This is a genomic window from Micromonospora sp. CPCC 205539 (assembly GCF_036906815.1).
Classification (GTDB): domain Bacteria; phylum Actinomycetota; class Actinomycetes; order Mycobacteriales; family Micromonosporaceae; genus Micromonospora.
In genome coordinates this window covers 42,123-57,304 of record NZ_JBAKHW010000029.1, presented here as the reverse complement: position 1 = coordinate 57,304, position 15,182 = coordinate 42,123, and the positions used below count along the sequence as shown (strand labels likewise).

Genomic DNA, 15,182 nt, shown 5'->3' with positions numbered 1-15,182 from the left:
CTCCGTACCGCGACCACCGTACTGGCAGCATGTCCGGCGTGCCTCACCACCTCGCGCGTTGGACCGGCCTGGCCGGATCGGCGCTGCTCGCCGTCGCCGCCTTTCTCAGCGGCGCCCTGCCCGGCTCACCCCTGCGCTCCACCCCGGTCAGCATCTGGCAGGGGCCGCACGGGCCGCTGATCATCGCCGCCTGGCTGATCGGCACCGCGCTGCTGGCCGGCGCGTGGTGGGCGCTACGCGAGCAGGTGCCGTCGACCCGCTGGGCGCTGGTGACCGTCGGGCTCTGGCTGCTGCCGCTGCTGATCGCGCCGCCTCTGGAAAGCCGCGACGTCTACGCGTACGCCTGCCAGGGCGCCAGCTACGCCGCCGGGATCAACCCGTACGAGCAGGGTGTCTCCGCGTTGCCCTGCCCCTGGCTGGACACCATCTCCTACATCTGGCGGGACACCCCGGCGTCGTACGGGCCGCTGTTCGTGGTGCTCTCCGGCGCGGTGGTCAAGGCCACCGGTTCCCTCACCGGTGCCATCGTGGTCTTCCGGCTGATCGCCGTGGCCGGGGTGGCGCTGACCGCCATCAGTCTGCCGGTGCTGGCCCGCCGGGTCGGCGTACCCGCTGGCCGGGCGGTGTGGCTGGCGCTGGCCTGCCCGCTGGTCGCCGTGCACCTGGTCTCCGGCGCGCACAACGACGCCCTGATGGTGGGCCTGCTGGTCGCCGGGCTGGCGGTGGTGGCCTCCCGGCCGGGCCGCCCCGGCCCGCTGCTCGGTGGCGGGGCGCTGCTCGGGCTGGCCGCCGCCATCAAGGTGACGGCGCTGGTCGTGGTGCCGTTCGCGGCGCTGGTGGCGATCGTCGGCGGGTACTCGATCCGGGCTCTGGTGCGGCACGGCGGGTGGGTGGTCGGCGGCGCGGTCGCCGCCGTCGCCGGGGTGACCGTGGCCGCCGGCCTGGACTTCGGATGGGTCAGCGGGCTGGCCCGGGGCGGCGACGTGATCGCCTGGACCTCGCCGTCCACGGCGGTCGGGCAGACCGTCGGCTACCTGGTGGTGCCCTTCGGCGGGCACATCGACGCTCTGCCGGTCACCCGCGGGATCGGCCTGGCCGCGCTGGCGGTGCTGTTGGTCTGGCTGTGGTGGCGGGCCCGCACCCGAGAGCCGCTCGAGTACGCCGGCCTGGCCCTGGCCGCCACGGTCCTCCTCTCGCCGCTGTTCCACCCCTGGTACTGGATCTGGCCGTTGGCCGTGCTGGCGGCGACCGCCCGGAAGACCGGATGGTTCGTCGTGATCGCCCTGGCCTCGTCGTTCCTGGTGCTGCCCGACGGCACCGGGCTGGCCCGGTTCACCAAGACGGTCGGAGCGCCGCTGATGACGCTGTTGGTGATCGTGCTGCTCGTCCGGTTGGTACGGTCGGCTCGGGCGGCCCATCGGCCGGTCGCCGCGGACTGAGGGAAGGTGCGCCGGTGATCGATCCCGGTGCCGCGCCGCCTCCGTCCGCGCCTCCTCCGCCGCCGCGTCCGCCGGGTGGGGCGGCGTCGCCCGGCCCGTTGGGGGCGCGCGCGGCCCGGTACGGCGGCCTGGTCGGCGCGACTCTGCTCTCCGTCGCCGGGTGCCTCGGTGGGACGCTGCCCGACGCGCCGCTGGGCGCGACGCCGGCGTCGATCTGGCGCATCCCGGCAGGCCCGGCGACGCTGACCTGCTGGCTGGTCGGCACCGTGCTGCTGGTCGGGGCGTGGTGGTCGCTGCGCGGGGGAGCGCCGTCGAGCCGGTGGGCGTACGTCACGGCGGGACTGTGGGCATTGCCGCTGCTGGTCGCGCCGCCGCTGGGCAGCCGGGACGTCTACTCGTACGCCTGCCAGGGCTGGACGTACGCGCACGGCGTCGACCCGTACGCCGTGGGCGTGGCGGCGGCGGGCTGCCCGTGGGTGGACACGGTGGCGCCGATCTGGCGGGACACGCCGGCCCCGTACGGGCCGGTCTTCGTCCTGCTCGCGGCGCTCGCGGTCAGCCTCGGCGGTGGGCTCACCGGCACGGTCGTACTCCTGCGGGTGATCGCCGTGGCGGGGCTGCTGCTGGCCGCGTTCTGCCTGCCGGGGCTGGCCCGGGCCGTCGGGGTGCCGACCCGACGGGCCGCCTGGCTGGCGCTGGCCAGCCCGCTGGTCGGAGTGCACCTGATCGCGGGGGCACACAACGACGCGGTGATGTTGGGCCTGCTGCTGTGCGGGCTGCTGGTGGCCGTTCGCCGGCCGGGCCGGGCGTCGGCGTTGCTGATCGCCGGGTTACTGCTCGGGCTGGCGGTGGCGGTCAAGGCCAGCGCCGTGGTGGTGGTGCCGTTCGCGGCGCTGGCCGCGGTACACGGCCGCCACACCGTACGGGCGCTGCTGCGTGACGGCGGCTGGCTGGCCGGCGGGCTGCTCGCGGTGCTGCTGGTCACCTCGGCGCTGTCCGGCCTCGGGTTCGGCTGGGTGGGCGGGCTGACCCACAGTGGGGACTCCGAGCAGTGGACGTCACCGCCGACCGCGGTCGGCTTCGTGGTGGACTACGCCGGCGCGCTGGTGGGCCGCGACCCGATGGCGGTGCCGGTGGTCCGGGCGGTCGCGTTGCTCCTGCTCGCCGGAGTGCTGGTAGTGCTGTGGTGGCGTACCTGGCAGGCGCTACGCCGGTCGGACGACGGAGGGCTCCCGATCGAGGCGCTGCGTGCCCCGGCGGCGCTGCGTGCCCCGGCGGCGCTGCGTGCCCCGGCGGTGTTGCGTCCCCGGGCGGCGGCGCGCGGGGCCGCGCTGGCGCTGGCCGCCACGGTCGTCCTGTCCCCGGTCTTCTACCCCTGGTACGCCACCTGGCCGCTGGCACTGCTGGCGCTCACCGCCACGCGGACGACCTGGTTCGTGCTGCCAGCCGCACTCGCCGCCTTCCTCGCCCTGCCCGACGGCACCAACCTGGCCCGCTCCACCAAGGCCCCCGGCGCCCTACTGATGACCGCCCTGACCCTGCTCCTGGCGCTCCGAGCGCTCCGTGCCCTGCGCCAAAGCCGCCGCCCGCAGCGCCCTCGCGTTCCGCGCTGACCCGTGGTCTGTCCGCCTCGACCCCGGCACGCCTTGGGTGCGACAACCCGGACAGAACCCCCATGGCCCTCATGAGCGTCGGCGCCGATGTCATCGAGGTCGTGCTCGATCCTGGATGGAGGGGGGTTCGGGGCCTGGGAGGCCACTACATCCAGGATCGAGCATGATCTCGGCCCCGGCCGAGTCCAAGATCCGCGCACTTTCGGGGAAAGTGCTGCCTCGAGGTGCGGGGAGACAGCAGTTTCCCCGTAGTTGAGCGGATCTTGGCCGGGCGTGCCCAGTCGACGGTGGCCCAGGCGGCCTTCGGCCGGCCCGGTCGCACAACATCCTGGTTGTAGTGGCATCCGGCGTGCTCGACACCACTACATCCTGGTTCGAGCACGCTCGCGGGGCGCGGGCAGACAATGGTCGGGCCGGCTCCGCGTGCGCGGAGCCGGCCCGGCCGGTGGAACGAGTGACTTGTCAGCAGTCGTAGTACATGGCGAACTCGTGCGGGGTCGGGCGCAGGCGCACCGGGTCGACCTCGTTGGCGCGCTTCCAGTCGACCCAGGTGGAGATCAGGTCGGGGGTGAAGACGCCGCCGTCGAGCAGGTAGTCGTGGTCGGCCTCGAGCGAGTCGAGCACGGCCGACAGCGAGCCCGGCACCTGCTTGACGTCGCCCCACTCCTCCGGCGGGAGGTCGTACAGGTCCTTGTCGATCGGCGTCGGCGGCTCGATCTTGCTCTTGATGCCGTCGAGGCCGGCCATCATCATCGCCGAGAAGGCGAGGTAGACGTTGGCCGACGGGTCCGGAACGCGGAACTCGACGCGCTTGGCCTTCGGGTTCGCGCCGGTCACCGGGATGCGGGTGCAGGCGGACCGGTTGCGCTGCGAGTAGACCAGGTTGACCGGCGCCTCGAAGCCCGGCACCAGGCGACGGTACGAGTTGATCGTCGGGTTGGTGAAGGCCAGCAGCGACGGCGCGTGGTGCAGCAGACCACCGATGTACCAGCGGGCCATGTCGGACAGGCCGGCGTAGCCGGTCTCGTCGTAGAACAGCGGCTCGCCGTTGAGCCAGAGGCTCTGGTGGGTGTGCATGCCGGAGCCGTTGTCGCCGAACAGCGGCTTGGGCATGAAGGTCGCGGTCTTGCCGTTGGCCCAGGCCTCGTTCTTCACGATGTACTTGAAGAGCTGGAGCTGGTCACCGGCGTGCAGCAGGGTCGAGAACCGGTAGTTGATCTCAGACTGGCCGGCGGTGCCCACCTCGTGGTGCGAGCGCTCCACGTTGAAGCCGGTGTCGACCAGGCGGCGCACGATCGAGTCACGCAGGTCGGCGTAGTGGTCGACCGGCGGGACGGGGAAGTAGCCGCCCTTGTACGCGGTCTTGTAGCCGCGGTTGCCGCCCGGCTCTTCGCGGCCCGTGTTCCAGGCGCCCTCGATCGAGTCGATGTAGTAGAACGACTGGTGCGCCGAGGTCTCGTGGCGGATCGAGTCGAAGATGTAGAACTCCGCCTCGGCGCCGAAGTAGGCGGTGTCGGCGATGCCGCTCGCCGCCAGGTACGCCTCGGCCTTCTTCGCCACGTTACGCGGGTCGCGGCTGTAGGCCTCGCGGGTGAACGGGTCGTGGATGAAGAAGTTGAGCGCGAGCGTCTTCTGCGCGCGGAACGGGTCGATGAACGCGGTGGCGACATCCGGGAGCAGGAGCATGTCCGACTCGTGGATCGCCTGGAAACCGCGGATCGACGAACCGTCGAACGCGAGGCCGTCGGTGAAGAGGTCGTCGTTGACGGACTCGACCGGCAGGTTGAAGTGCTGCATCACGCCGGGCAGGTCACAGAAACGTACGTCGACGAACTTCACGTCCTCGTTCTTGAGGTATCGCAGCAGTTCCTCGGGATTGGCGAACACACGTCCTCCTGGCACGTCCACGGGGTGGCTAGGCTTCTGGCGACGCTATGGCCAGGCGGTTGCCCTGCCATGTCTCCAGTGTTTCTGCCGTGTTACGTCCCTCGCGGAGCGTCAGCGACGCTCCCCAACCGCTCTCGGCCCGCCGCGAACGCCGTACCGGCGGTGCCAGTCTAATGACAGATGATGCCTTTGGTCTGATTCGGCACGCGGCGTCAGGCGGCACCCGGCAGCCCTCCTTCCGGCGCGGATACCCTTGACCGCTGTGACCAACCCGCACCTCCCGGCAGCGCCGGCCACCGACCCCACCTTCACCCCGCCGAGCCTGGGCCGGCGGTTCGGCGCGCTGATCATCGACTGGGTGCTCTGCCTGCTGGTGTCCAACATCTTCGGCGGATCGATCCAGCATCCGTGGCTGACGCCAACGGTGCTGGTCGTCGAGTACGGCCTCTTCCTCGGCCTGTTCGCGCAGACCCCGGGCATGTACATCACGAAGATCCGCTGCGTGAACTGGCACGACGGGGGCCGGATCGGGGTGCCCCGAGGGCTGCTCCGCGGCCTGCTGCTGGCCGTCGTCGTCCCCGCGCTGATCATGGACGAGCACCGTCGCGGCATCCACGACCGGCTCGCCGACTCGGTCATCGTCGACGCACCCCGCCGCTGACCAACACCCCGACGCGAAAGAGCCGGGCCCGCAGGGGTCCGGCTCTTTCCGGCGTACGCCGCAGAGTGTTCTGGCTTCGGCGTACGCCGCAGAGTGGTTTTCGGCGTACGCCGCAGAGTGGTCTTTTCGGCTCACGCCGAAGGGATCAGCGGCCCCGCTGCTGGCGGAACGCGCCGCCCGACGGCCGCATGTTCTTCGGGATCGCGCCCTTGGGCATCTGCGGCCGGGACGTGAGCGCCTTGAGCCGCTTGTCCAGCGAGTTGACGTCCTTGCCGCTGAGCGCGCGCGGCAGGCGGAGCAGCGTGGTCCGCAGCTTGCGGATCGGCAGCTCGCCCTCGTCCTGACCGATCACGTAGTCGTGCAGTGGAGCGGAGCCGATCACCTTGGCGAGCCGCCGCTTCTCCTGGCCGAGCAGGCCGCGGACCCGCTGCGGGTTGCCCTCGGCCAGCAGGATCACGCCCGGCCGGCCGATCACCAGGTGGACCATGTCCATCTGGGTGGTCGAGCTGACGGCCGGGGTCACCCGCCAGTCGCCGCGCATGTTCTCCATGATCTGGGCCGCCGCGCCGGGCTGCCCCTCGGCGGCGTTCATCATCGCCTTGTTGGACCGCAGGTTGAGCACGATCAGCACCGCGAGCAGGATGAACAGGATGCCGATCGGCAGCCAGATCCAGCTCCAGAGGATGACCGCGACCACGGTGAGAGCGAGCGGGAGGAGCACCGCCGCGGCGACCAACGGCGCAAACCACCGGTCCTGCTTGGCGGTGAACTGGAACACCATCCCGATCTGCTTCAGCCGTTGGCCGAACGAGATCTTCTCCTGGGGCTTTGCCATGTCGCAGAGTCTAGTGGTCGCCGGCGGCCCCGTTGATCCGCGTCCGGGTGCCGGTCGGCTGAGTACCTTACGTCGGCTTGCGCGTCGCCGGCGGACACGTAAGGAGGGCTGCGCCCGCGAAGATCAGGCGGTGTGCCCATGCCCGAGTGGGGCCTTCGCGCGAAGAGTCAACGTCATCAGATGACGACGACCGCACGAAGGAGCCCGACATGTTTGGCAACGACGCGGAATTCCTGCTCACCCTGCACCGCACCCACGCCGCCGAGCTGCGCGCCGAGGTGTCGGCCGACCGGCTCGCCCGGTCCGTGGCCCGCGACAGCGGCCGCGGTTGGCTGGGCCGGCGCCAGCCGGCCACCCGTACCGGCGACTCCCGCCGGTGACCGCGACCGCCCCGCCCGCCGCGACCGCCCCGCCCGCCACGCCGGCCTCGCCGCCCGGTCACCGACCGATCGGCGGGGTAGGCGACGGGGCCCGCCGTGGCATGCTCGGTCCCGTGACCGTACGCGCCGCCAGCTCCGTCCTCGTCGGCCGTCAGCGTGAGATCTCGGCGCTACGCGACGCGTTGGCCCGGGCCCGGGCAGGCGAGCCGAGCACGGTGCTGGTCGGTGGCGAGGCGGGCGTGGGCAAGACCCGGCTGCTGGAGGAGTTCACCGGCTGGGCCACCGACACCGGAGCGCGGGTGCTGGTCGGCCAGTGCCTGGAGCTCGGCGAGGCCGGCCTGCCGTTCGCCCCGTTCGCCGCCGCGCTGCGCGCGGTGCTGCGCGCCGACGGCGCCGAGGTCTTCGCCGGCTACGAGGCGGAGTTCGCCCGACTGCTGCCGGAGCTGGGCCGGGTGCCGGCGGCACTGGCCGCACCGGCTGCGGCTCCGCTCGCCGACGCCCCACGCGGCTACCTGTTCGACCTGGTCGCTGAGTTGTTCCAGCGGCTCGCCGACGTGCAACCGCTGGTGCTGTTGATCGAGGATCTGCACTGGGCCGACCGCTCCACCCGGGACCTGATCGGTTTCCTGGTGCGGGCCGCCCGGCCGGGCCGGTTGCTGCTGGTCACCACCTACCGCACCGACGAGTTGCAGCGCGGGCATCCGCTGCGCCCGTTCCTGGCCGAGTTGGACCGGGCCCGAGGCGTCGAGCGGGTCGAGCTGGGCCGGCTGGACCGCGAGGGCACCGGCGCGATCCTCGCCGACCTGCTCGGCACCGAACCGACCGCCCGCGCCGTCGACGACGTCCACGAGCGCACCCAGGGCAATCCCTTCTTCATCGAGGAGCTGGTCGTCGCCGGCGATCCGGTCGGCTGCGCCGCGCTCCCCGAGACGCTGCGCGATCTGCTGTTGGCCCGGGTGGACCGGCTGCCCGAGCCGGCCCAGCGGGTGCTGCGGATCGCCGCGGCGGGCGGCACCCGCTTCGCCCACCACCTGCTCGCCGAGGTCGCCGGGCTGCCCGAGGTCGAGCTGGAGGACGCGTTACGCGCCGCCGTCGCCGCCCAACTGGTGTTGGCTGACCGGGACGGCGACTACGAGTTCCGGCACGCGCTGGTCCGCGAGGCCGTGCATGACGAGCTGCTGCCCGGTGAGCACGCCCGGCTGCACGCCCGGTTCGCCGCCGCCGTCGAGGCGCAACCTCACCTCGTCGCCGCCGGCCGGGCCCCGGCCGAGATCGCCCATCACTGGTACGCCGCGCACGACCACCCCCGCGCCCTGGTCACCGCGCACGTCGCGGCCAGCGCCGCCGCCGACCGGTACGCCTACGCCGAGCAGCGCCGGCTGCTGGAGCGGGTGCTCGAGCTGTGGGAGCTGGTGCCCGACGCCGCCGACCGGCTCGGCATGGACCACCTGGCGCTGCTGGGGCAGACGCTCGACGCCGCGATCACGGCCGGCGACTTCAGCCGCGCGCTGACCCTGACCCGAGCCGGCCTGGACGAGGTGGACGCCGCCGCCACGCCACTGCGCGCCGCCCGCCTGCTGGACCAGCGGGGTCGGTTGCTGGCCCTGCTCGGCAAGAGTGACGGCCGCGGTGAGCTGAGCGAGGCGTACCGGCTGGCGGCGGGCGGTCCGGCCGGCGTGGAGCGGGTACGCCTGCTCGCCGACATCGCCGCCCACCTGGTCAAGATCGATCCCCAGCAGGCGGCCGAGGTCGCCGCCGAGGCGAGCGCCGACGCCGAGGCGCTCGGCGAGGGTCTGGCCCTGCTGCCCACCCAGGTCGCCCTGGTCCACCACCGCGAGTGTGACCTCGAGCGGGGGCTGGCCGAGCTGCGCCAGGCCGAGGCGACCGCCCGGGCGGCCGGGGACGTCCCGGCCCTGGTGATCGCCATGGTCTACCAGTCGGACATGCTCTGCGAACTGGGCCGGTACGCGGAGTCCGCAGAGGCGGCCGCCGCCGGGGCGGCCGAGGCGCGGCGGGTGGGGATCAGCCGCTCCACCGGGGCGTACCTGTTGTCGAACCGGGCCGAGGCGCTGCTCGCGCTGGGCCGCTGGGACGAGGCCGAGGCGGTCTGTGCGGAGGCCGCCCGGATCGACCTGTCCGGCGTCACCGGGCTGCACTGGCTCCAGCAGAGCGCCGGGCTGCGGCTGGCGCGCGCCCACCCGGCCGCCGAGGAGCTGGTCGACCGGGCGCTCGCCTTCCTCAGCCGGCCCTACCTGTGGCCGAACCACCGGCTGCCCCTGCACGAGCTGGCGATCGAGGCGGCGCTTGCCAGCGACGACAAGGTCGAGGCCGTCCGGGCGGCCCGTGTCGCCCTGGCCGACGAGCGCCTCCCACGGTTGCCGCGCGAGGGCTGGCCGGTGTTGAGCGCCGCCGCCCGTACCGCCGCCCGGACCGGCGACCCGGAGCTGGCCACTGCCGTCGCGGCCCTCGCCGCCGACCTGCCCGCCCGGCATCCGGCCGCGCGGGCACACGCGGCCCAGGTCACCGCACTGCTCGCGGTCGGCGGCCAGTCCCTGCCGGCGTGGCGGGCAGCGGTGGTGGCCTGGCGGGCCGACGGGCAGCCGTACCCGTTGGGCCGGGCGTTGCTGGCGCTGGCCGAGGCGGCCGCGGCCGTCGGCGAGCGGGACGAGGTGTCGGGTGCGGTGGCCGAGGCCGCCGAGATCGCCGCCCGGCTGGGGGCTGCGCCGTTGGCCGAGGCGGCCGCCACCCTGGCACGACGGGTCGGCCTGCGCGGGGCGACCCGGGGCCGGCCGGGCGCGGACCTGCTCACTGCGAGGGAGCGCGAGGTGCTGCTGCTGGTCGCCGAGGGGCACAGCAACAGTCAGATCGCCGAGCGGCTGTTCATCTCGCCGAAGACGGCCAGCGTGCACGTGTCCCGGATCATCGCCAAGCTGGACGTGACCAACCGGGTCGAGGCCGCGGCCCTGGCCCACCGCCTGGGCCTGCTCACCGAGCCCGCCGCACCCCGCTGACGAGCACAGATCAGCGCGGCAGGTAGATCCGCCATCCGTCGACGGCGACCAGCTCCAGGCTGCCCGGGGCGGCCCGGGACTGTTCGTCGAGCCGAGCCGCCAGTGGCGAGTCGGCCGGTGCGACCCAGGCCGGCGCGGGAGAGCGCTGCACAGCCCGGCCGTACGCGGGATAGCGGTCGAAGCCGGGGCGCAGCGTGTCGTCGACGACCGCGCAGACCACGTGCTCGGCGCTGGCGAAGGTCAGCCGGTTGCAGGTCCAGTAGCCGGCGCGCACGTGCCGTACGCCAAGCTGGCGCAGGGTGGTCACCAGGTCGGCGTGCCGCGCTTCGGCGGCCCTGGTCGCCGGCACGATCTGCGCGGCTCGCCAGGTGGCGTGGGCGGCGGTGCCCACCGTGGCGACGAGCACGGCCAGCGCGACCGACCCGGTCACCGTCCACCATGGGCCGCGCCGGTCGCCCGCCGGGCCGACGAGAGCATGCCGGTCTGCCGTCGGGCCGACGACAGCGCGCCGGTCGGCCGCTCGGCCGAGCAGAGCGCGCTGTGCGGCCGTCCACAACGGCCAGAGCAGCGCCGGCAGGGAGACGAGCAGGCCGAACAGGTAACGGGAGCTCTCCACCGGGGTGAGCCCGGCGGCGCTGCTCACCGTGTACGCGGCGAGGGTGGCCACCGCGGCCAGCACGAGGACCAGCCGCATCGCCGCCGAGACCCGCGTATCTGCTCGCCGGGCACCGTCCCCGGCCGCCCCGGTCGTGCTCGCCGAGTCGGCCGGCCGCCACGCGGTGACGGCGGGCCGGCGCAGCGCCCGCCACGCCGTGACACCGGCGGTGGCCAGCAGCACCGGCAGGGCCAGCGCCCACCACAGTTGCCACCCGGCGCATCGTCCGGGGTCGCAGAAGCCCATGCCCAACGGCGGGCCGAGCAGCAGTCCCCCGTGCAGCCGGTCCGCCCAGTCCGCGGTGGCGTTCGCTCCGCCGGCGGCGAGCACCGGGTCCAGCGGGCTCCGCCCGCTCAGCAGGCTGTGCACCAGCATCGGGGCCGCCCCCAGCACGGCGGCCGTCCCGAGCAGCGCGCCCGGCGCCCCGCGCAGCTCGCGCCAGCGGAACGCGACCAGCACCGCCCCGGTCGCCACCACGTACGGCAGCGCCAGCGGATCGACCCAGAGCAGCAGGCCGGCCAGGAAACCCCAGCCCGCCCAGCGCGCCAGCCGCCACTCCGGCCGACCGGCGGCCAGGTCCACGGCGAGCAGGGCGAGCGCCACTGCGGCGGCGTTCATCTCCGGATAGCCGCCGCCGGCGATCAGTTGGGATTTGACCACTCGGTCGGAGCCCAGGGCGAGCAGCGCTACCACCAGCAGCCCGAACCAGCGGTCCCCGGTCAACCGCAGAGTCAATCGCCAGGCCGCCACCAGGAACAGCGCGTACAACGCCAGCGTCGGCAGCCGCAGACCGAGCAGCGACGGCCCGCCGGCCAGGGCGAACACCGGCGCTGCCAGGTACGCCTCCAGCGTGCCCATGTACTGCTGGCCGTAGAACCAGATCGGGAAGCCCTCGCCCCGGGCGATGTGCAACGCGGCCAGCCCCATGGTGGCCTCGTCGCTGTTCGTCGGCGGGGCGGCGTACGCCAGCAGAGCGAGGCGGTAGCCGACCCCTACGACGACGGTGAACACGGTGAGGATCCCGGGCAGCCGGGACCACGGGGTGGGCGGCAGCGCGCCCAGCGCTGACACCGGCACCTGTGCATAACGGGCGAGGTGCCGTAAATGTCGCGCAGGCTGCGATGTCGGGCTGCCGCCGTGGGGTGCCTACGGCGGCAGGCCGCCGAAATGGGCGGGGCTGGTTAGGCCAGCCGGCGGGTCAGCTCGCGTTGCTGACCGGGATGCCGGCGCGGGCGTCGAGCGCCTGCCGGTAGAGCCGGCCGGCACGGTAGGACGAGCGCACCAACGGCCCGCTCATCACGCCAGCGAAGCCGATCTCCTCGGCCTCCTCGCGCAGCTCCACGAACTCCTCCGGCTTGACCCAGCGGGTCACCGGGTGGTGCCGGGGGGTCGGGCGCAGGTACTGCGTGATGGTGATCAGCTCACAGCCGGCCTCGTGCAGGTCGCGCAGCGCCTGCGAGACCTCGGCCCGCTCCTCGCCCATGCCCAGGATGAGGTTGCTCTTGGTGACCAGGCCGTCGGCGCGGGCCTGCCGGATCACGTCCAGCGAACGGTCGTAGCGGAACGCCGGCCGGATCCGCTTGAAGATGCGCGGCACGGTCTCGACGTTGTGCGCCAGCACCTCCGGGCGGGAGCCGAAGACCTCGGCCAACTGCTCGGGGACGGCGTTGAAGTCCGGGATCAGCAGCTCGACGCCGCAGCCGGGCTGCAGGGCGTGGATCTGCCGGACGGTCTCGGCGTACAGCCACGCGCCGCCGTCGGGCAGGTCGTCGCGGGCGACGCCGGTGATGGTGGCGTAGCGCAGCCCCATCGAGACCACCGACTCGGCGACCCGGCGCGGCTCGTCGGCGTCGAACTCGGCCGGCTTGCCGGTGTCGATCTGGCAGAAGTCGCAGCGCCGGGTGCACTGGTCGCCACCGATGAGGAAGGTGGCCTCCCGGTCCTCCCAGCACTCGTAGATGTTGGGGCAGCCGGCCTCCTGGCAGACGGTGTGCAGCCCCTCACGCGAGACGAGCCCGCGCAGCTGGGTGTACTCCGGGCCCATCTTGGCCTTGACCTTGATCCATGGCGGTTTACGCTCGATCGGCGTCTCGGCGTTGCGCGCCTCGATGCGCAGCAGACGGCGCCCCTCGGGGGCGGCCGTTGCGGTGCGCGCTGCCTGGCCGGTCGTCGGCGCGGAGTGCTCGATCGTCACGAAAACGAGCCTACGCCGGATGGCCGGCGTCTATGTGCGTCAGGCGACCGGCGTCACGCCCCAGAAGTTGTGACGCCGGACACCGGAGTGTCGAAAATGGGCGTCACAACCGCAGGGATCGGGTGTTACTGTCTCCGCCAACAGCGACGACGGAGCCGAGTAGCGCCCCGACCCGCCAGTGCAGAGAGCCGCCGGTGCTGAGAGGCGGTCTGGCGCCGGTGCGTGAAGACCCTCCTGAGCTGCGGGAAGAACGGTTGCGGCCCGCCGCGCCCAGTAGAGCCCGCCCGGCTGGCCCCGGTCATCAGGCGACGAACGAGGTCTCCGCTTCGGCGGGGACGAAGGTGTGGTGGCACCGCGAGGTTCCCGCTCGCCCACACCTCTTTGGGGTCGCGTTGCGATGATCAAGGAGGTACCACCGTGCAACGCATCCTTTCCTCTGACCTGCCCACCCACATCGGTGAAACCGTGCGGATCGCCGGGTGGGTCCACCGCCGCCGGCTGTTGAAGTCGGTGGCGTTCCTGATCGTGCGGGACGCCGGCGGCCTGTCCCAGGTCGTCGTCACCGAACCGGCCGCCCGCGCCGAGCTGGAGAAACTCACCGAAGAGACGGTCGTCGAGGTCGTCGCCACGGTGGTCGCGAACGACACCGCGGCCGCCGGAGTCGAGCTGACCGACCCGACGGTACGACCACTCGGCCCGCCCGCCGTGCCACCGCCGTTCGACCTGTACCGGCCGGCTCTCACCGCCAGCCTGCCCACCCAGCTCGACAACGCCCCGACCGCGCTGCGGCACCCGACCCGATCGGCGGCGCTGCGGATCTCGGCGGCGGCGGTGGCGGGGTTCCGGGCCACGCTCAGCGACCGGGACTTCGTGGAGATCCACACTCCGAAGGTGGTGGGCTCCTCGACCGAGAGCGGGGCGAACGTCTTCGCGCTGGACTGGTTCGGCCGGCCCGCGTACCTGGCCCAGTCGCCGCAGTTCTACAAGCAGCTCATGGTCGGCGTCTTCGAGCGCGTGTACGAGGTGGGGCCGGTGTTCCGGGCCGAGCCGCACGACACCGTCCGGCACCTGGCGCAGTACACCTCGCTCGACGCGGAGCTGGGTTTCATCGCCGACCACCGGGACGTGATGCGCGTGTTGCGCGACGTCGTCGCCGGGATGCTGACCGGCGTGACGGAGCGAGCCGGTGCGGCGCTGGCCACCCTCGGCGTGACCCCGCCGGAGGTGCCGGCCGAGATCCCCGCCGTGCACTTCACCGAGGCGCTGCGGATCGCCGGCGCTCCGGCCGACGAGCCGGACCTCGCGCCTGCCCACGAGCGGGCGTTGGGGGAGTGGGCCCGGACCGAACACGGGTCGGACTTCCTCTTCGTCACCGGCTACCCGATGGCGAAGCGACCCTTCTACACCCATCCGGACCCGGCCCGGCCGGCGTACTCGAACGGTTTTGACCTGCTCTTCCGTGGTCTGGAGCTGGTCACCGGCGGGCAGCGGCTACACGGGTACGACGACTACCGCGCCGCGTTGGCCGCGCGCGGCGAGCCGATCGAGCCGTACGCCGGCTACCTGGACGCCTTCCGGCACGGCATGCCGCCACACGGCGGCTTCGCGATCGGGCTGGAACGGTTCGTGGCGCGGCTGGTGGGCGCGGCGAACGTTCGGGAGGTCACCGCGTTCCCGCGCGACCTGCACCGCTTGACCCCGTAGCGCCGCCCGGCCGGCCGGTGCCGCCCGCCAACTCGTCGATCTAGGGAAGATTGCAGTGTCTGGAGATCAGGTAGCGACGATAGTCCCTAGATCGACGAGGTTGGAGCGCTCAGACCTCGGTCAGGGTGGACAGCCGGCGCTCGACCACCGGGAGCACGTCCGCGACGGTGACCGGGCGGCCCAGCTCGGCGGTGAGCGAGGTGACGCCGGCGTCCCGGATGCCGCACGGCACGATCCGGTCGAAGAACGTCAGGTCGCAGTCGCAGTTGATCGAGAAACCGTGCAGGGTGACGCCCCGGGCCACCCGGATGCCGATGGCGGCCACCTTGCGGGCCGGCCCGCGGTCGTCCTCGGGAACCCAGACCCCGCTGCGCCCCTCGACCCGGCCGGCGGCCAGCCCGAACTCGGCGCACACGTCGATCAGCAGCTGCTCGGTACGGCGGACGTAGGCGACCACGTCCACCGGGTCGGGCAGCCGCAGGATCGGGTAGCCGACGAGCTGACCCGGCCCGTGCCAAGTGATCTTGCCGCCGCGGTCCACGTCGACCACCGGAGTGCCGTCCTCCGGCCGGTCCCACGGCTCGGTGCGCTTGCCCGCGGTGTAGACGCTCGGGTGCTCCAGCAGCAGCACGGTGTCGCCGCGCTCGCCAGCCACCACCGACTCGTGCAGCCGGCGCTGCTCGTCCCAGGCGGCCTGGTACTCGAGGAGGCCCGCGCGGACGGCCGTCAGGCCGGAGGTCGTCGTGGTCACGGCATCCAGCCTAGTCCCGTGACTGGCGAAGATCCCTGGTGAGCCGCCTCAC

The 15,182-nt window shown here is 73.1% G+C and carries 11 protein-coding genes; 6 read left to right on the top strand and 5 right to left on the bottom strand.

The annotated features are described in order from the left end of the window. Nucleotides 1-38 precede the first annotated feature (38 nt). Together mptB (V6V47_RS23410) and mptB (V6V47_RS23405) are read left to right on the top strand one after the other, a co-directional pair. Nucleotides 39-1,439 (top strand): polyprenol phosphomannose-dependent alpha 1,6 mannosyltransferase MptB, encoded by a 1,401-nt coding sequence (gene mptB, locus V6V47_RS23410; RefSeq protein ID WP_334630468.1) that lies wholly within the window; start codon nt 39-41, stop codon nt 1,437-1,439. A 98-nt stretch (nt 1,440-1,537) separates the two neighbouring features. Further along, on the top strand, nt 1,538-3,052 hold the full coding sequence (mptB, locus tag V6V47_RS23405; RefSeq protein ID WP_334630500.1) for a polyprenol phosphomannose-dependent alpha 1,6 mannosyltransferase MptB: 1,515 nt from the start codon (nt 1,538-1,540) through the stop codon (nt 3,050-3,052). Nucleotides 3,053-3,514: 462 nt separating this feature from the next. On the opposite strand, the gene glnA is transcribed toward mptB (V6V47_RS23405), so the two are convergent. Next, a complete protein-coding gene (gene glnA, locus V6V47_RS23400) occupies nt 3,515-4,939 on the bottom strand; it encodes a type I glutamate--ammonia ligase (RefSeq protein ID WP_112671701.1) in 1,425 nt (474 codons plus the stop codon). 262 nt (nt 4,940-5,201) lie between these two features. Here glnA and V6V47_RS23395 point away from each other — a divergent pair, with 262 nt between their 5' ends. Further along, nucleotides 5,202-5,600 carry an RDD family protein gene (locus V6V47_RS23395; protein ID WP_334630467.1) on the top strand — a complete coding sequence of 133 codons (399 nt, stop codon included), beginning with the start codon at nt 5,202-5,204 and terminating at the stop codon, nt 5,598-5,600. Between the two features lie 145 nt (nt 5,601-5,745). On the opposite strand, the gene V6V47_RS23390 is transcribed toward V6V47_RS23395, so the two are convergent. Beyond that, the gene (locus V6V47_RS23390; RefSeq protein WP_334630466.1) at nt 5,746-6,435 is read right to left on the bottom strand and encodes a DUF4191 domain-containing protein; all 690 of its coding nucleotides are present in this window, start codon (nt 6,433-6,435) and stop codon (nt 5,746-5,748) included. A gap of 209 nt (nt 6,436-6,644) precedes the next feature. On the opposite strand from V6V47_RS23390, the gene V6V47_RS23385 reads away from it, so the two are divergent. Both V6V47_RS23385 and V6V47_RS23380 read left to right on the top strand, forming a co-directional pair. Beyond that, nucleotides 6,645-6,815: a hypothetical protein gene (locus V6V47_RS23385; RefSeq protein ID WP_334630465.1), complete on the top strand. Its 171-nt coding sequence runs from the start codon at nt 6,645-6,647 to the stop codon at nt 6,813-6,815. Nucleotides 6,816-6,928: 113 nt separating this feature from the next. After that, a complete protein-coding gene (locus V6V47_RS23380) occupies nt 6,929-9,826 on the top strand; it encodes a helix-turn-helix transcriptional regulator (protein ID WP_334630464.1) in 2,898 nt (965 codons plus the stop codon). Nucleotides 9,827-9,836: 10 nt separating this feature from the next. Here V6V47_RS23380 and V6V47_RS23375 read toward each other — a convergent pair whose 3' ends face one another. Next, nucleotides 9,837-11,558, bottom strand: a complete 1,722-nt coding sequence (locus V6V47_RS23375; RefSeq protein ID WP_442934292.1) for a hypothetical protein — start codon at nt 11,556-11,558, stop codon at nt 9,837-9,839. 121 nt (nt 11,559-11,679) lie between these two features. Next, entirely contained in the window at nt 11,680-12,675 is a 996-nt protein-coding gene (gene lipA / locus V6V47_RS23370) for a lipoyl synthase (protein WP_334630463.1), read from the bottom strand. A 417-nt stretch (nt 12,676-13,092) separates the two neighbouring features. Between lipA and aspS the strand changes: the two genes are divergently transcribed. Then, the gene (aspS, locus tag V6V47_RS23365) at nt 13,093-14,379 is read left to right on the top strand and encodes an aspartate--tRNA(Asn) ligase (protein WP_334630462.1); all 1,287 of its coding nucleotides are present in this window, start codon (nt 13,093-13,095) and stop codon (nt 14,377-14,379) included. Between the two features lie 109 nt (nt 14,380-14,488). Here aspS and lipB read toward each other — a convergent pair whose 3' ends face one another. Further along, a complete protein-coding gene (gene lipB, locus V6V47_RS23360) occupies nt 14,489-15,130 on the bottom strand; it encodes a lipoyl(octanoyl) transferase LipB (protein WP_334630461.1) in 642 nt (213 codons plus the stop codon). Nucleotides 15,131-15,182: the final 52 nt, after the last annotated feature.